The organism is Nostocoides veronense (genome assembly GCF_039531185.1).
Taxonomy (GTDB): Bacteria; Actinomycetota; Actinomycetes; order Actinomycetales; family Dermatophilaceae; genus Nostocoides_A; species Nostocoides_A veronense.
The window spans coordinates 1-16,703 of the sequence record NZ_BAAAPO010000042.1; the positions used below are offsets into that span (position 1 = coordinate 1).

Below are 16,703 nucleotides of genomic sequence, written 5' to 3' on the forward strand. Positions count from 1 at the left end.
CTGCTCGCCTCCTCAGCCCGAGACGACGATCAACCCCACGCCATCAGCCCATCGGTGGATCGAGGCTAAGCCGAGTCCACCCGGGCCGCGTTTGCGCTCAGGGGCCGGGCTATAACGTGGCCCACCGGCGCAACTGCGGCCCGCCGACGGGTGCCGCCCCCGGGTTAGGGTCGACACCATGACGAGCCTGCGCGAAACTCTGCTGTCCGCTGACCGCCGCCCCCAGACGGTGGATGCCCTCGTCGGCGTGGTCGACGCGGAGGTGGCCAGCAAGTCGGGGCTGTCCGGCGCGGCGATCAAGACGGCATACAAGGCGGCCACCAAGATCGACGAGCGGATCGTGCGCCGCGCGATCGCGGGCATGCTGCCCGACTTCCTCGACCAGCTGCAGCCCTATTGGGAGGCTCGCGCGGGCGCGCCCTTCGGCGGCCAACTCGCGCAGCAAGGCGAGCGCGTCTCCGAGACCCTGCTGTCGGTGACCGACGCCCGCGCGGCCAACCCCAAGCACGCGGCGGTCGCCAAGGTCTACGGCATGCTGCGTGGCAAAGCCAAGGAGCATGTCACCGCCGCCCTCCCCCGCCTCGGTGCCGCCCTGCAATCCCAGATGGACTGAGCTACCGGCAGGTAGGTCTGAGCTTTGGCCCCATATCCGGTGCCGAAGCTCAGACCTAAGAGCTCAGACCACCGTCAGCGGCAGGAGCTGCTTGCCCGTCGGACCGATCTGAATGTGCGTGCCGAGCTGGGGGCAGACGCCGCAGTCGAAGCACGGAGTCCAGCGGCAGTCGTCCTGCTCGGTCTCATCGAGCGCATCCTGCCAATCGGCCCAGAGCCACTCCTTGTCCAGCCCCGAGTCGATGTGGTCCCACGGAAGCACCTCGGTCTCGCCGCGCTCGCGCGTGGTGTACCACCCGAGGTCGATGCCGTATGCCGGGAGCTCGGCCTCGCAGGCCGCCACCCAATTCTCGTAGGAGAAATACTCCCGCCAGCCGTCGAAGCGGCCGCCGCCACGCCAAACGTGCTCGATGACCCGACCCACCCGGCGATCGCCTCGCGAGAGCAGGCCCTCGATGATGCCGGGCTGGCCGTCGTGATAGCGGAAGCCAATCGCACTCGCATACTTCCGGTCGGCGCGGATCGCCTCGCGCAGCTTCGCGAGCCGCGCATCGGTCTCCTCCGCCCCGAGCTGGCCCGCCCACTGGAAAGGCGTGTGCGCCTTGGGCACAAAGCCGCCGATCGAGACCGTGCAGCGAATGTCGCGGCGCCCGCTGACACTGCGGCCGGTGTCGATGACCCGCTTGGCCAGGTCGGCGATCTGCAGCACGTCCTCATCGGTCTCGGTCGGCAGACCGCACATGAAATAGAGCTTCACCTGACGCCACCCGGCGCCATATGCCGCCGCCACGGTGTCGATCAGGTCCTGCTCGGAGACCATCTTGTTGATGACCTTGCGCAGCCGCTCGCTGCCGCCCTCGGGGGCGAAGGTGAGCCCGGAGCGCCGCCCATTGCGGGTCAGCTCGTTGGCAAGGTCGATATTGAAGGCATCCACCCGGGTCGAGGGCAAGGACAGGCCGACCTGCTCGCCCTCATACCGATCGGCGAGGCCCTTGGTGATTCCGGCGATCTCGGAGTGGTCCGCCGAGGACAGCGAGAGCAAGCCGACTTCCTCGAAACCTGTTGCGGCCAAACCACGTTCGACCATCTCGCCGACACCGGTGATCGTGCGCTCGCGCACCGGGCGCGTGATCATCCCGGCCTGACAGAAGCGGCAGCCGCGGGTGCAGCCGCGGAAGATCTCGACGCTCATCCGCTCGTGCACGGCCTCGGCGAGCGGCACCAAGGGCTGCTTGGGGTAGGGCCACTCGTCGAGATCCATCACGGTGTTTTTGGCGATCCGCCACGGCACCCCGGACTCGATCGGGGCGACCCGGCGGATACGGCCATCGGGCAGATAGGAGACGTCATAGAAGCTCGGGACATAGACATTGCCTGTCTGTGCGAGCCGCCGCAGCAGCTCCTCCCGACCCCCGGGCCGGCCGGACGCCTTCCACTGCGCGATGACATCGGTGACCTGCAGCACCGCCTGCTCGCCATCGCCGACGATCGCCGCATCGATGAAGTCCGCGATCGGCTCGGGATTGAAGGCCGCGTGGCCGCCGACGATGATGATGGGCTCGTCGGCGCCGCGGTCAGCCGCGTGCAGGGCGATGCCGGACAGATCGAGGGCGTTGAGGAAGTTGGTGTAGCCGAGTTCGGTGGAGAAGGAAATCCCGAACACATCGAACTCGCGCACCGCGCGGTGTCCATCGACCGTGACCTGCGCGAAGCCCTCGGCCCGCATGAGGGCCTCCATATCGGGCCACACGGCATATGTCCGCTCCGCGAGAGCATCGGCGCGCTCGTTGAGGACTTCGTACAGGATCATGACGCCCTGATTGGGCAGCCCGATCTCATAGGCGTCGGGATACATCAGCGCCCACCGGACGGTCAGGTCCTCACCGTCGGGTCCGAACCCGCCGCAGTCCCAGTCCTTGATGGTGGAGTTGAGTTCGCCGCCGACATACTGGATCGGCTTGCTCACCCGCTCCAGGAGCGGTTCGAGTTCGGCGAAGCGGGACTGACCAGGCATCCGTCAAGGGTACGTTCCCCAGGCGCCGCGGACCCAATAACGCCCGGTGCCCCCGCCGCATCGCGGCGAGGGCACCAGCAGATCGGAGCCGCGTCAGGCGTAGTGCGCGTCCAGTTCCTTCTTGTACTTCTCCGTCACGACCTTGCGCTTGACCTTCAGCGAGGGGGTCAGTTCGCCGCTCTCGATGGACAGATCGGAGCCGAGGATCGTGAACTTCTTGATCTGCTCCCAGCGGTTCAGACCGGCGTTGAGCTCATCGATATAGCCCTGGACCATGGCCCGCGCCTGGTCGGAGGACGCGATCTCCTCATACGACTTGCCCGCCAGGCCGTTCGCGGCCGCCCACGGGACGATCGCTTCGGGGTCGAGGGTGACCAGCGCAGAGACGAAGTTGCGGTCGTTGCCGTAGACGACGATCTGCGAGGCGTAGGGGTTTAGGCCCTTGAAGGCGGTCTCGATCAGCGACGGAGCGACATACTTGCCGTTCGAGGTCTTGAAGAGGTCCTTCTTGCGGTCGGTGATCTTCAAGAAGCCATTGCTGTCGATCTCGCCGATGTCCCCGGTGTGGAACCAGCCCTCGTCGTCCTTGACTTCAGCGGTGGCCTCGGGGTTGTTGTGGTAGCCGTCCATGATGCCCTCGCCGCGCAAGAGCACCTCGCCATCCTCGGCGATCTGGCACTCCAGGCCCGGGATCGGCCAGCCGACAGTGCCCATCTTGTAGGCCTTGAGCCGGTTGACGAAGGCAGCCGAGCTGGACTCGGTCAGGCCATAGCCCTCGGCGATGAGCAGGCCGGTGGAGGCGAACCACCGCGCGACATCGGCGTTGAGGGCGGCCGAGCCGGAAATGAAGAAGCGGATGTTGCCACCGAAGCGGTCGCGGACCTTGGACAGCACGAGCTTGTCGGCGAGATTGTGCTGGATCTTCAGGGCGCCCGACGGCTCCTTGCCGTCGGCTCGCCCGGTGGCGACCTTGTCGCCGACGCCGAGCGCCCAGTTGGCGATCTTGGCCTTGGCGCCGCTCTCGGCGTCCATCATCAGCTTGATCCGGCCATAGGCCTTCTCGAAGATGCGCGGGGCAGCGCCCATGAAGGTCGGCTTCACGACGGCGAGGTTGTCGACGATCTTGTCGATGCGGCCGTCGACGACGGTCGGGAAGCCGATCTGCAGCGGGATGGTCAGCAACTGCTTGCCGAAGACGTGCGCCAGCGGCAGCCAGAGGTACTGCAAGTCGTCCGGGCCGAGGATGTCGGTCGCCTGGATGGCGGCGCCCTGGTAGGTCCAGGTCTTGTGCAGCAACCACACGCCCTTGGGCCGGCCGGTGGTGCCGGAGGTGTAGATGATCGTCGCCAGCCGCTCCGGCGCGATGTTGTCGATGCGCGCGTCCACCACACCCGGCTCGGACTCCATACGAGCGCGGCCCCGGACCTCCAGGTCCTCCATCGTGATGACCCAGTCGCCATCACCCTCGCCGTCGAAGACGACGACCTTGGCGACGTTGGGGATGACATCGCGGATCGAGCGCAGCTTCTCGACCTGGGCGTTGTCCTCGGCGAAGACGACCTTGGTGTCGCTGTCGCTGAGGATGAAGGCGACATCATCGGCGATCGTCGTCGGGTAGATCGTCGTGGTGACCGCACCGGAAACCATGTCCGCGAGGTCGGCGATGACCCATTCGTAGCGCGTGCCGGAGGCGATCGCGACCCGCTCCTCCTCGCCGACGCCGAGGTCGATCAGGCCCGCACCCAGCGCATAGACGGTGTCCTTGACCTGCTTCCACGAGACCTTCGCGTAGCCGTCACCCTCGGGATACCAGTAGGCGATCGCGTCCGGCGTCTTCGCGACGCGGTCGCGGAACAGGGCACCGACATTCGCGGCCCGGTTCTCCAGGAGGGAGTAGTCGATCTGCTCCTCGGTGGGGTTCTTCAGCATGGTGGGCATCGTCGTCCACATCTTTCGTTATGACTGGCCGGGTCGGGGGTCCGCATATCCTGCCACGCGCGTGCGCGCAAAAGGACCCCTCTGGGTGTAGATCCCATCACGTCCGGCCCCCGAAGTCCAAGCCTAGGATCTGCAGGTATGCCGTTGCCTCGCCGGATCGTGCCGCGTCGCGGCGCGCTCCCGCGGCAGCTGACGCGCGGCCGCGTGGTCGGGCCCCTCATTCTCGCGCTCCTCGTCCTCGCGACCGCGCCCTTCGGTGGCTGCGCGCCGCACCCACTCCGCCGCCCGACACGCTGCAGTTGGGACACGAGGTCGACCTCGGCTCCTTCACCGTGCGAGTGGTCAAGGTGCTCGCTGCGCCCTCGCTGGAAACGGCCGGCAGCTACACCCTCAAACCACCCGACCCCGGGGGCCGTCTGCTGATCATCGAGATGCACGCGACCAACACCACGGACGCCCCGCTGAGCACCTCCGCGATCGCGAAATCCTTCGGTGGACCGCGGGCAGCGGTCGTCCCTTGGCCCGGCGAACGAGCGATCCGGGGCGATGTGGTCGCGGTCGCGGACGCCCGCCGGGTCTCCTATGTCAATCCCGGCTTGACCCTGCACGCCGTCGTGGTCTTTCCGCAGCCGGCCACCTGGAAGGGCACGAGCATCGACCTCGGCCTGACGGCATACCGCTTCCGGGACAAGGACCCGTACTCGCTCGAACCGCAGTCCTGGGTCCTCGACAGCGAGGTCGCTCGCGGGTCCGTGCCGATTCAGTCCGCTCATGAGGCGCCGGTATGCCGCCGCGGCCATCCTGCTCACCCTGCTCGCGGGGCACGCGCTCGGTCAGGTCTTGCCCGCCGACAAGGTCGCCTCCGCCCCCTTCGTGCACTCGGCGACGGTGGGCGAACTCGTGCGCGGCAGCTCGGTCAGCGGCCGCTTCGGGGGCGAGAGCGACGGCCGGACGACTCGCAGCATGGCGACGATCGCCAGCAGATATCCCACGGGTGCCAGCGCCAGCAAGAGTTGGGCGAGTGGGCCGCTGCGATTGCTGACGATCACCGCGAGCCAGAGGGTGCCGGAGCGCCAGGCGGCACCCAGCAGCCCGAGCGTGAGAAGGGCCGGCCAGTGGCGCAGCAGAAGTCGGGCGGCATCGCGCACGATCCGCCCGACTTCTCTTGCCGCTTCCCTCACAGCGGGCGAGTCTGCCCGGCGCGCGATCGGCCGGTGCCGGAGGGTATGCCGTGGAGCCCGGCATACACCTCCGGCGCCGGTCGGCCCCCCGAGGGCTGGTCCAGCCGGCGGAGCCCTCAGCGCTCGATGGACACCTTGATCTCGCAGCCGACGCCGGAGTCGAGGCCGGCTGCGCCATCGCAGCGGTCCGTGCCGATGCCGCCGTCGAGCGCGTCATTGCCCGCGCCGCCCGTCAGTCGATCGTTGCCCGCCTCACCCTTGAGCAGGTCGTTGCCGTCGAAGGTGGAGATGATGTCATCGCCGAGACCGCCATAGACCTTGTCGGCGCCGGTGCCGCTGATCAGCACATCGTCCCCGCCGTCGCCGTAGACGATGTCGTCACCGGAGTCGGCCTGGATGGTGTCGGCGTCGTCACCGCCGCGCAATGTGTCGTGGTCGAATCCACCATTGATGACGTCCACTCCGGCTCCGCCGTCGATGATGTCATTGCCACGGTCACCATTGATGGTGTCATTACCCGCGCCACCCTTCATGGTGTCCGGGCCGATGGAACCCTTGAGCGTGTCATTGCCGTCACCACCATCGGCGGTGCAGCCGGCCGACGGTGAGCAGTAGTTGATGCGCAACTCCAGCACATCGTCTCCTGCGCCGCCGACCTGAGCCTCTGTCGCATCGATGCGGTCTGCTCCGGCACCACCGTCGCCCCAGGTGGAATAGGCGATGACGTCATTGCCGTCCTCGCCATAGGCCTTCTCCACCCACCGGATCAGGTCATCACCCTTTCCGCCCCTGACCACCGCGCCCAGGGAGAGTTCGTCATTCCCATCGTCCCCGTAAATGGTGTCCGGGCCGGACTCCCAACGATAGAAACCCTGGGCGTAGTCGTTGCCGGCGCCGCCACGGATCACATCGGTGCCGGGTTCGCCGAAGAGTTGGTCGTCGCCGGCGCCGCCGTCGATTCGGTCATTGCCGAAGCCGCCGCGGATCTCATCGAGCCCCGCACCGCCGATCAGGGTGTCGCCCTCGGTGCCGCCGTCGACGCGGTCATTGCCAAGTCCCCCGTCGACCCGGTCGATGCCCGCGCCGCCGCCGAGACGGTCGTCCCCGACCCCACCGGAAATCCGGTCATCGCCGGCATCGCCGAAGAGCCGGTCGTTGCCGCTGCCGCCGATCAGCACATCATTGCCGTCCCCGCCGCACAGGATGTCATCGCCGCCGAGCCCGTCGATGGTGTCATCGCCGGCTAGGCCACGGATGATGTCGCGACCGGCGGTCCCGCGCAGCCGGTCGTTGCCCTCGGTCCCGGTGATGGTGGCGGTCAGCCCATCGCACGAGCCCAGGTCCAAGGGCGCCAACGGGCGGGCCGAGTACTGGTCCAGGAAGATCGTGGGATCCCCTAGAGCGACGGACTCCCCGGCCTGGAAGTCGTAGGCAGAGAGCCCATCCCCGCCCGGTCCGTTGCCGAAGAGCAGCCGCCCGGTGGCGTCATATCCGAGGTCCCATTGGAGTGGTGCCCTTATCAGCGTCCGAGCTGTCCCACCGGCAATCGGGTGCTGCACGATGTCGTGGTCGACCTCGGTATAGATCACGCTCGTGCTGTCCGGGCCCCATCTCGCCTGGCGTGCGCCGCTCGGGACGGAGATGGTCTTCTTGCCGGTGCCGTTGAGGTTGTAGACACTCGGCGCCCGGTCCCAGGCATCGGCCAGAATCTTGGTACCGTCCGGCGAGAATGTGTAGGTGGTATAGCCAGATCCGGGCAGTGTGACGGTCTTGATGGAGGCCACGGCGCCGCCCTTGAGGGTGAAGATCGCGGCCGTATCGGCTCCCTTGCTGGCGATCAGCTGATCAGGCACTGCCGGATTCCAGGTGAACTCCCCATACCCACTGGTTCTCGGGACAGCCCGCAGGTTCTCCCCCGACGGTCCAGCCAGCCACAGACCCCCGGCGGTGATGGCGATCCGCTGCCCGGTCGGGTCGAAATCTGCCAGATAGGCGGAATCCACCTCGGCGCGCGAGGCGATCAACTGGGCTCGGCCCCCCTTGGGATTGGTCAGATAGACCTCATAGTTGAAGACGCCCACCATCGCCCCCGGCAGCGGCGTGGGCGCGCGGCCGGTGTCCGTCTCGGCAGCCGACACGGGCGCCACGGCTGCGGCCAGAGCGGCCAAGACCAGGCCGCCAGCGCTGACGGCCGCCGCTGCGGCTCGTGCGCGAATCTTCGGCTGGGTCGTGTGCCAGTTGATCATCGTCCTTCTCCCTCAGCCTCCCGATCGGAGCCCACCAGGCTCGTGACGGATCGGGGCGCAGCGGGAGCGAACCTACGGCAGCCAGCCACCCTTGTCAGGCGTTTGCGTCCGTCCGGTGTCCGCTCAGCGTGCGCCGGACAGGATGTCGCGCGCCTGGTCCACATCGCGAGCCATGGCGACCAGCAGTTCGTCGATCGAGTCGAACTTCAGGGTCGGCCGCAGATGGACGACAAAGTCGACCGCGACCTCCTCGCCATAGAGGTCGAGGTCGGTGCGATCGAGGCAGTAGGCCTCCACCGTCCGCTGCGTGCCATCGAAGGTCGGATTGGTGCCGACCGAGATGGCGGCCGGCAGGACGCGGTCGGGATGCTCGGCGGGCAGGTCGAGGCGGGTAAACCATCCGGCATACACCCCGTCGGCGGGGACCACTCCGCGGGAGCGGCGCTCGAGATTGGCCGTGGGGTAGCCGAGTTCGCGGCCCCGGTGGAAGCCGTGGACGATCGTGCCGACCACGCGGTGCGGCCGGCCCAGGATCTCCGCGGCGCCCTCGACATCGCCATCGCGCAGGCGTTCGCGGACGGCGGTGGAGGACCAGCGCATGCCCTCCCCCTGATCGGCGACGACGACGACGTCGAAGCCGTGGGCCGCCCCGAGATCGCGGATCAACTCGACATCGCCGGTGTAACCGCGGCCGAACCCCTTGGTATCGGCGCCGACGACAAGCGCCGCGACGCCGAGACCTTCGACGAAGGTCGAGACGATGTAGTCCTCGGGGAGCTGCTGGGCGTAGGCGGTGGTGAAGGGCACGACGCAGAGGCCGTCGATGCCGGTGGCCTCGAGAAGCTCTTCGTGCAGCGTGCCGGGGCTGATCAGTTCTGGCGCCCGCTCGGGGTGCAGCACCTGGACCGGGTGGGGGTCGAAGGTGACGATGACGGCCGGCAATGCGCGGCGCGCGGCTTCGGCGAGCAGAGTGTCGATGACGACCCGATGGCCGCGGTGGACGCCGTCGAAGTTGCCGAAGGTGGCCACGCACGGTCGCAGGGTCGCCGGCGTTTCGGCGGGATCGGTCCAGCGCAGCACGAGGGAAACTCTAAATCCCAGCAACCGCGCGGCCCATTCGGTCCGCGGAGCGATGCGTCACGTCGCCGCGGGGGCGAAGACGACATACGCCCTGGCCCGGGGCCCGGACTCATCGAGCATCGCCACGAAGCGGCCGTCCGGCGAGGTGGCGGCGACCGGTTCAGCGCGGCCGGGCTGGGCCGAGGTGATGCGCTGGCCGAAGGAGATCGCGCGTGCTTCCTCGGCTGTCAGCTCGCGTATGGCGAAGGCGGCGGCGGTCGCGTCGAGGGCGATGACGGGCAGCGCGGTCGGGTCCGTGCCCTCGAGTTCGGCGAGGGTGTGCGCCTGATCGAGGCCGAAGGCCCCAACGCGAGTGCGGCGTAGCGCCGTCAGGTGCCCGCCGACGCCGAGCGTCGCGCCGAGGTCGCGGGCCAAGGCCCGCACGTAGGTGCCCGAGGAGACCTGGACGCTCGCATCCAGATCGAGCATGGGTATGCCGTCCACCACCACCTCGCGCCGCTCGCCGAGGTCGAATCGGGCCACGGTGACGGGCCGAGCGGCGAGGGCGACCGCCTCACCGCCGCGGACTCGGGCATACGACCGAACCCCGTCGATCTTGATGGCGGAGACGGCGCTGGGCACTTGCTCGATGCGGCCGGTGAGGGTGGCGACGGCATTGTCGAGCGCGGCTTGGGTGGGGCGCGCTGGCGTGCGCTCGGTGACCTCGCCCTCCGCATCGTCGGTGACGGTGCTGGCGCCGAGGCGGATCGTCGCGTCGTAGTCCTTGTCGCAGCCGACGAGGAAGGTCAGCAATTTGGTAGCGCGGCCGATGCCGAAGACGAGCACGCCGGTCGCCATCGGGTCGAGCGTGCCCGCGTGGCCGACCTTGCGAGTGGCTGCGAGATAGCGGACCTTCGCGACGACATCGTGGCTGGTCCATCCGGCCGGTTTGTCGAGGATGAGCAGGCCGTCAGGCGCCGGCTCGCGTCGCTGGCGGTCGGTGCTCACCGACTCGTCACGAGCGCACGCTCGGCGCGTCGGCGTCCTCGTCGGCCTCGTCCTCGTCGTGCCCGTCCTCGTCATGCTTGTAGGGGTCGGCGTCCCCGGCATAGACCGCGCCGGCAGCGCTGGCGGCAACCTCGGCGTCATGTTCGCGGGCCGCCTTGAGCAGGTCGTCGAGGTGCGCGGCGGTGTCCGGGAGCGCATCGGGGATGAACTCCAGGCTCGGGGTGAGACGAATGCCGAGGTGCTTGCCGACCAAGCTGCGCAGCCTGCCGGTGTTGGCGGTGAGCAGCCGAGCGGTGCGGGCCGCCTGATCTTCATCGCCGAAGACGGTGTAAAAGACCGAGGCGTGTTGGAGATCGCCGGTCACCCGCACATCGGTGACGGTCAGGAAGCCGAGATCGGGATCCTTGATGACCGACTGCAGATTCTCGGCGATGACGTCCTTGATGCGTTCGGCGACCTTGCGGGCGCGACCGGTGTCGGACATGACGCTCCTCCTTTGCTCAATTCTCTCCGGATGCCGAAAGTGTGCGCTTCACGCTGCTTTAGAGCAGTGGTGAAGCGCAGACTTCCGGCATCCGGAGAGAAATGTGTGACGTCAGGCGCGCGGCTTCTCGCGCATTTCGTAGGTGGCGATGAGGTCGCCGAGTTGCAGGTCGTTGAAGCTGCCGAGATTGATGCCGCACTCGTAGCCCTCGCGGACCTCGACGACATCGTCCTTGAAGCGGCGCAGACCGGCGACTTCGACATTCTCGGCGACGACGACACCCTGGCGGGTGATGCGCGCCTTGGCGCCACGGCGGATCTCGCCGCTGCGCACGATCGACCCAGCGATATTGCCGAACTTGCTCGAGCGGAAGATCTCGCGGATCTCGGCGGTGCCGAGCTCGACCTCTTCGAACTCCGGCTTGAGCATGCCCTTGAGCGCGGCCTCGACCTCTTCGATGGCCTGGTAGATCACCGAGTAGTAGCGGATCTCGACGCCCTCGCGCTCGGCGTAGTCAGCGTTCTGACCCTCCGCGCGCACATTGAAGCCGATGATGATCGCGTTCGAGGCCATCGCGAGGTTGATGTTGTTCATCGTGATGGCACCGACACCGCGGTCGATGATCCGCAGGTCGACGTCATCGCCCACATCGATCTGCAGCAAGGCGTCTTCGAGGGCTTCGACCGAACCCGACACATCGCCCTTGAGGATGAGGTTGAGGGTGTCGACCTTGCCGGCGGCGAGAGCCTGGTTGAGGTCCTCGAGCGAGATGCGCTTGCGGGCCTTGGCCAGCGACGCCTGCCGGTCGGCAGCCTCGCGCTTCTCGGCGATCTGACGAGCCGTCCGGTCGTCCGGGGCCACCACGAAGGTGTCGCCCGCGCGCGGCACAGAGGACAGACCGAGCACCTGCACCGGACGAGACGGGCCGGCCTCCTGCACCTGCTGGCCGTGCTCATCGAGCATGGCCCGCACGCGGCCGTGGGAGCTGCCGGTGACGATCGCATCGCCGACCCGCAACGTGCCGCTCTGGATCAGAACGGTCGCCGTGGCGCCGCGACCCTTGTCGAGGTTGGCCTCGATCGCGACACCGCGAGCGTCGCGGTCGGGGTTGGCCCGCAGATCCAGCGCCGCATCCGCGGTGAGCAGCACAGCTTCGAGCAGCTCGTCGATGTTCTGGCCCTGCTTGGCCGAGACATCAACGAACATGGTGTCGCCGCCATACTCCTCCGCGACGAGGTTGTATTCGGTCAGCTGCTGACGGATCTTGCTCGGGTTGGCACCCTCGACATCGATCTTGTTGACCGCGACCACGATCGGGACATCGGCCGCCTGGGCGTGGTTGAGCGCCTCGATCGTCTGCGGCATGACGCCGTCATCGGCCGCCACCACGAGGATCGCGATATCCGTGACCTTCGCACCACGAGCACGCATGGCCGTGAAGGCTTCGTGACCCGGGGTGTCGATGAAGGTGATCGGCCGCTCGACGCCCTCGTGCTCCTTGACGATCTGGTAGGCACCGATGTGCTGGGTGATGCCACCATGCTCGGACGCGCCGACATTCTCGTTGCGGATCGCATCGAGAAGGCGCGTCTTGCCGTGGTCGACGTGACCCATGACGGTGACGACCGGCGGGCGCGCCTCCAGGTCCTCTTCCTCTTCGGTGTCGACACCGATCTCGAGGTTGATGTCGAAGGACTCGAAGAGCTCGCGCTCCTCCTCCTCCGGGCTGACCATGCGGATTTCGTAGCCGAGCTCGGCCCCGAGCAGCGCGAAGGTGTCCTCATCCAGCGACTGCGTCGCGGTCGCCATCTCACCGAGGTGGAACAGCACGGTCACCAGCGATGCGGGATTGGCATCAATGCGCTCGGCGAAGTCGGTCAGGGACGCGCCCTGTCGGATCCGCACGATCGAGCCGTCACCGCGCGGAACGCTGACGCCACCGATCGTCGGTGCGGACATCTGCTCGAACTCTTGACGCTTCGCCCGCTTGGACTTGCGCTGCTTGGCGCGGCCACCGCCGCGGCCGAAGGCACCCTGGGTGCCGCCACGACCTCCGGGACCCCCACCGGGACGACCGCCGAATCCGCCGCCACCAGCGCCGCCACCGGGACGACCGGCGAAGCCGCCGCCACCACCGGGACGACCGGGGCCACCGGCGCCGGGGCGACCAGCGCCACCGCGGGTCGGACGCTCACCGGGACGCGCGACCGCACTGCGGTCAGGCATCATCGACGGGCGCGGCCCACCCGGACGAGGACCACCCGGACCGGCCGGGGCACCCGGGCGCGGCGGACGGGTGCCGGGACGCGGCATACCCTGGCTCGCCGCGAAGGGGTTGTTGCCCGGACGCGGCATCGCGCCGGACCCACCGCTGTCGCGGCGGTCTTCGCGCGGCTTGCCCATGCCCTGGCTGGGGGCGAAGGGGTTGTTGCCCGGACGCGGCGCGCCGGGGCGCGGCCCGCCGGAGCCGCCCTCGCGGGCAGCCGGAGCGGCCGGGCGAGCGCCCGGGGTCGGGCGAGAGGCCGGCGCCGCCGGTGCCGCGGGAGCCGGCTTGGGCGCTGCGGGCGCTGGCGCGCTCGGGGCCGGCGAAGCCGCCGGTGCCGGAGCAGCCGGAGCCGCAGCGGGTGGGGTCGACGGGGCCGCCGCGGGGGCGGGGGCCGGGGCCGCCGGGGTCGCTGCCGGCGCGGCGGGTCCCGGACGCGGTCCGGGGGTCGCCGGCTTGGGCGATGGGGTCGCCGACGGGCTCGCCGGACGGGCAGCGGCTGGCGCCGGGGCAGCCGGAGCGGCCGCTGCGGCGGGGAACTTCTCGTGGTAACGGCGCACCACGGGCGCTTCGACGGTGGAGCTCGCCGACTTGACGTACTCACCCATCTCGTTCAGGCGCTCTAGGAGGACCTTGGACGGCACTCCGACCTCTTTAGCGAGGGCGCTGACGCGGATCTTCGACACTTTTCTCCTCTACTCGGCCCGCTCTCGAGTGAGGCGGACCATTCACAGCCGGGGGGAACTCATTTCTGAGTGCTCATCGGTTGCTCATCGCGGTGAACCCGCTTTCGGTCTTGTTCGGTCAGGTTGCCTTCTGCGTCCCGCTCCCGGAGGTATGCCGTGACGCGCTGCTCTCCCAGCGGCTCGCTGATGCGGAGCGCGCGCGGGAAGGCTCGCCTTTTCATGGCCAACGCCAGACAGTCGAATCCCGGGTGAAGCCAGGCGCCGCGCCCGGGGAGGCGACCGGCGGGATCGGGGATCAGGGCCGGGTGACCCTGCTCGTCCACTCCCGCAACGATGCGCAGAAGGACCGATCGGCTATCCGTCTGACGGCAGCCGACGCACGTTCGGGTCGGGCCCGTGCGTGGTGCGACGGCCGGCGGACGCAGTCCAGTCCGATCGGTTCCACCCATTCTAGCGGGTGCCGGGGCGGCGAGACTCCCGGGGCGGAGCGCTCGAGTGGCTCGGGCGGGTGGCTCCACCGGCGCTCGGGCTCTCGATGTCCGGCACGATGTCGATGCGCCAGCCGGTCAGTCGCGCGGCGAGCCGGGCGTTTTGGCCTTCGCGGCCGATGGCCAGGCTCAGTTGATAGTCGGGCACGACGACGCGGGCCGATTTTGAGGCCCGATCGACGATCGTGACGCTCTGCACGCGCGACGGGGACAAAGCCGCGGCGACGAACTCGGCCGGATCGTCGGAATAGTCGACGATGTCGATCTTCTCGCCACCAAGCTCGGCCATGACGGCGCGCACCCGGGCCCCCATCGGCCCGATGCACGCGCCCTTGGCGTTCAGGCCGGGCACGGTCGCGCGGACCGCCATCTTGCTGCGGTGACCGGCCTCGCGCGCCAGTTCAACGATCTCGACCGAGCCATTGGCGACCTCGGGCACCTCCAGCGCGAAGAGCTTGCGCACCAGGCCGGGATGGGTGCGAGAGAGATCGATCTGCGGGCCGCGCAGGCCACGCTTGGCGGAGACGACATAACAGCGGATCCGCTCGCCGTGCTTGTAACTCTCCCCCGGCACCTGCTCGGCCGCCGGCAGGATGCCTTCAACGCTGCCGAAGCTGACCGTGACATGCCGCGGGTTGGGGCTTTGCTGGATGACGCCGGCGACGATATCGCCCTCGCGGCCCTTGAACTCGCCGAGGATCTGCTCGTCCTCGACCTCCCGCAGGCGCGAGAGGATGACATGCCGCGCGGTGGCGGCGGCGACTCGGCCGAAATCCGCTGGTGTGTGGTCGAATTCGGGGCCGAGCTCATAGCGCGGGCGGCGCGGGCGCGGCTCCTCCCCCTCCTCAGGCTCCGGCTCCGGCGGCAGCTCGGATTCGGGAATCTCGAACTCTTCCTGCGCCCAGATCGTCACATGGCCGGTCTTGCGGTTGAGTTCGGCCCGCGCGTGGCGGTGGTGGCCGTCGGTGCGCTCGTATGCAGAGAGCATCGCCTTTTCGAGGGCGGGCACGAGCACATCCATCGAGATGCCCCGCTCCTGCTCCAAGGCCCTCAGGGTTGCCGGATCGATGTCCATCAGTCGTCCTTTTCCTCGATGCTTGTGAACTCCACGACGATGCTGGCCCGCTCGATCCCGGCATACGCGATCGTCTCCTCGACCGCGGGCTCCCCCACGGCGATGATGACGGCGTCAGGGCCGGCACGCCGGATGCGGCCCGTGGTTTCGGCGCCACCCCGGGTGATTTTGACCAGGCGTCCGACATTGCGTTGGAACTGTTCCGGTGAGCGCAGCGGCCGCCCGACGCCGGGCGAGCCCACTTCCAGGACGTATGCCGCCCCGCCGAAGGGTTCGTCGCGATCCAGCGCGTCGCTGATGGCACGGGAGAGATCGGCAATGTCGTCCAAAGTAACGGCGGGTGTCGGCTGGTCGACCCAGCCGTCCGGATCGGCGCTCGGGCGCCGGTCGAGGGTGATGCGCACAAGGTCGCGCTTTCCCGCGGCGCTGAAATCGACGTCATCGAGGGAGATCTGCGGGTCGGTCAGCGCCGCGGCGACAACCTCGCGAACGCGGTCATTGGCGGGCATATGGCCGACTCCTCTCCTTCAGTTGTGGATTGCCAACTCTACGCGAGAACGCGTGACGGGCCGCGAGGGTGCCCGAGCGTGCGGTGGCCCTCGTGACATCATCGGCCCATGCCATCCCCGTCCCGACGCATCGCGCTGCGCTGGAGCGTCGTGGCGACCGGCAGCGCAATCCTGTTGAGCGGGTGCGGGATTCGCTTGGAGGAGGACGCGCCACACGTTCCGCTGATCCCGGAGCGCACTCCGATCCCTCAGGAGGCGAACCTGGTCGCCCTGCTGCACCACATGCAGTCGCTGCGCGCCGCCGTGCCCGCCGAGTATGCCGCCGGGCTGGCCCGCCAGGTCGAGGTGCTGGACAGCGCCCTGCGTCAAGGCGGGGTCCCGGCGGATATCTTGGCGGCACCGACCCCCTCGGAAATCGACCGCACGGCCCCCTCGTCCACCACGTCGGCGTCGGCTGGCTCGTCGTCGACTTCCACCACGCCCGGCGCCTCGGGCTCGGGTTCTCCCTCGACCAGAGCCACGACGACCGATCCGACGAAGCCCGATCCGGTGGGCTTGGCACTGGTGGCCTCAAGCGCCGCCCAGGAGGTGCTTCCCGGCGCCGCGCCCGCCCTGCGTCCGACCCTGGCAGCCATGACGGTCTCCTGGGACCTGCTGCGCCAGACCTTGGACAGCAACGCGACGCAGATGGCGCTGCACCCCGGAAGGCTCCCGCTAGCCGCTGCGCTCACGCTGCTTGCGGCGGCTCGCGAGGCGGTCTATGGCATCGAAGTGGCCGCGGCGCGCAGCGGAGGCGCGACCCGAAAGCGGGCGATCGCGAGCTTGCAGACCGTCCGGGGTTGGGTCAGCGTCCTCGAAGGACAACTGGCGGATTCCGCCCCGGCGACGCCCTCCGCATACACCCTGCCCTTGAGCGTGAGCGACGACAGCACCGCCCGCCGGCTGATCCGCCACCTGACCGCTGGTCTCGTAACCGCTTGCGGCGCAACGCTTCCCGAGGGCACAGCCGACCCCAAGACCGCGCTCGCCAGCGCCGGCTGGCTCTGGGAATCGGCTGCCCTCGACGCCGAGTGGGGCGCGCCGTGGTCGGCCTTCCCGGGTCTCGCCTAATCGTCGAACGGAATGTGACGGCCCGGACTG

At 68.7% G+C, this 16,703-nt stretch carries 13 protein-coding genes; 2 read left to right on the plus strand and 11 right to left on the minus strand.

Translation table 11 applies throughout. The features are described from left to right. Window positions 1-178 precede the first annotated feature (178 nt). A complete protein-coding gene (locus ABD225_RS12925) occupies window positions 179-613 on the plus strand; it encodes a DUF6918 family protein (RefSeq protein ID WP_344086011.1) in 435 nt (144 codons plus the stop codon). Window positions 614-676: 63 nt separating this feature from the next. On the opposite strand, the gene ABD225_RS12930 is transcribed toward ABD225_RS12925, so the two are convergent. From ABD225_RS12930 to ABD225_RS12980, 11 genes are all read right to left on the minus strand, one after another. After that, complete coding sequence (locus tag ABD225_RS12930; protein WP_344086014.1) at window positions 677-2,626, minus strand: TIGR03960 family B12-binding radical SAM protein; 1,950 nt, start codon at window positions 2,624-2,626, stop codon at window positions 677-679. Window positions 2,627-2,719: 93 nt separating this feature from the next. Then, window positions 2,720-4,564 (minus strand): AMP-dependent synthetase/ligase, encoded by a 1,845-nt coding sequence (locus tag ABD225_RS12935; protein ID WP_344086017.1) that lies wholly within the window; start codon window positions 4,562-4,564, stop codon window positions 2,720-2,722. Window positions 4,565-5,397: 833 nt separating this feature from the next. Then, the gene (locus tag ABD225_RS12940) at window positions 5,398-5,745 is read right to left on the minus strand and encodes a hypothetical protein (RefSeq protein WP_344086020.1); all 348 of its coding nucleotides are present in this window, start codon (window positions 5,743-5,745) and stop codon (window positions 5,398-5,400) included. A gap of 116 nt (window positions 5,746-5,861) precedes the next feature. Next, a complete protein-coding gene (locus tag ABD225_RS12945; RefSeq protein ID WP_344086022.1) occupies window positions 5,862-7,991 on the minus strand; it encodes a calcium-binding protein in 2,130 nt (709 codons plus the stop codon). A 123-nt stretch (window positions 7,992-8,114) separates the two neighbouring features. After that, entirely contained in the window at window positions 8,115-9,071 is a 957-nt protein-coding gene (locus ABD225_RS12950) for a bifunctional riboflavin kinase/FAD synthetase (protein WP_344086025.1), read from the minus strand. 57 nt (window positions 9,072-9,128) lie between these two features. Next, complete coding sequence (truB, locus tag ABD225_RS12955) at window positions 9,129-10,058, minus strand: tRNA pseudouridine(55) synthase TruB (protein ID WP_344086028.1); 930 nt, start codon at window positions 10,056-10,058, stop codon at window positions 9,129-9,131. A 7-nt stretch (window positions 10,059-10,065) separates the two neighbouring features. Beyond that, a complete protein-coding gene (gene rbfA / locus ABD225_RS12960; protein ID WP_344086031.1) occupies window positions 10,066-10,542 on the minus strand; it encodes a 30S ribosome-binding factor RbfA in 477 nt (158 codons plus the stop codon). Window positions 10,543-10,653: 111 nt separating this feature from the next. Further along, window positions 10,654-13,491 (minus strand): translation initiation factor IF-2, encoded by a 2,838-nt coding sequence (gene infB, locus ABD225_RS12965; protein ID WP_344086034.1) that lies wholly within the window; start codon window positions 13,489-13,491, stop codon window positions 10,654-10,656. A gap of 59 nt (window positions 13,492-13,550) precedes the next feature. Next, complete coding sequence (locus ABD225_RS12970; protein WP_344086037.1) at window positions 13,551-13,940, minus strand: YlxR family protein; 390 nt, start codon at window positions 13,938-13,940, stop codon at window positions 13,551-13,553. Window position 13,941: 1 nt separating this feature from the next. Then, window positions 13,942-15,054 (minus strand): transcription termination factor NusA, encoded by a 1,113-nt coding sequence (gene nusA / locus ABD225_RS12975; protein ID WP_344086040.1) that lies wholly within the window; start codon window positions 15,052-15,054, stop codon window positions 13,942-13,944. Next, complete coding sequence (locus ABD225_RS12980; protein WP_344086043.1) at window positions 15,054-15,563, minus strand: ribosome maturation factor RimP; 510 nt, start codon at window positions 15,561-15,563, stop codon at window positions 15,054-15,056. Before ABD225_RS12980 ends, nusA begins: the two co-directional genes overlap by 1 nt. Window positions 15,564-15,671: 108 nt before the next feature. On the opposite strand from ABD225_RS12980, the gene ABD225_RS12985 reads away from it, so the two are divergent. Continuing rightward, window positions 15,672-16,673, plus strand: a complete 1,002-nt coding sequence (locus ABD225_RS12985) for a DUF4439 domain-containing protein (RefSeq protein WP_344086046.1) — start codon at window positions 15,672-15,674, stop codon at window positions 16,671-16,673. Window positions 16,674-16,703 lie beyond the last annotated feature (30 nt).

Bases quoted from the DNA above. Each gene is read 5' to 3' on its own strand.
- ABD225_RS12985 (WP_344086046.1), top strand. From the start codon at position 15,672: ATGCCATCCCCGTCCCGACGCATCGCGCTGCGCTGGAGCGTCGTGGCG.
- ABD225_RS12970 (WP_344086037.1), bottom strand. From the start codon at position 13,940: ATGGGTGGAACCGATCGGACTGGACTGCGTCCGCCGGCCGTCGCACCA.
- ABD225_RS12980 (WP_344086043.1), bottom strand. From the start codon at position 15,563: ATGCCCGCCAATGACCGCGTTCGCGAGGTTGTCGCCGCGGCGCTGACC.
- ABD225_RS12930 (WP_344086014.1), bottom strand. From the start codon at position 2,626: ATGCCTGGTCAGTCCCGCTTCGCCGAACTCGAACCGCTCCTGGAGCGG.
- rbfA (WP_344086031.1), bottom strand. From the start codon at position 10,542: ATGTCCGACACCGGTCGCGCCCGCAAGGTCGCCGAACGCATCAAGGAC.
- nusA (WP_344086040.1), bottom strand. From the start codon at position 15,054: ATGGACATCGATCCGGCAACCCTGAGGGCCTTGGAGCAGGAGCGGGGC.
- ABD225_RS12925 (WP_344086011.1), top strand. From the start codon at position 179: ATGACGAGCCTGCGCGAAACTCTGCTGTCCGCTGACCGCCGCCCCCAG.
- ABD225_RS12945 (WP_344086022.1), bottom strand. From the start codon at position 7,991: ATGATCAACTGGCACACGACCCAGCCGAAGATTCGCGCACGAGCCGCA.
- ABD225_RS12935 (WP_344086017.1), bottom strand. From the start codon at position 4,564: ATGCCCACCATGCTGAAGAACCCCACCGAGGAGCAGATCGACTACTCC.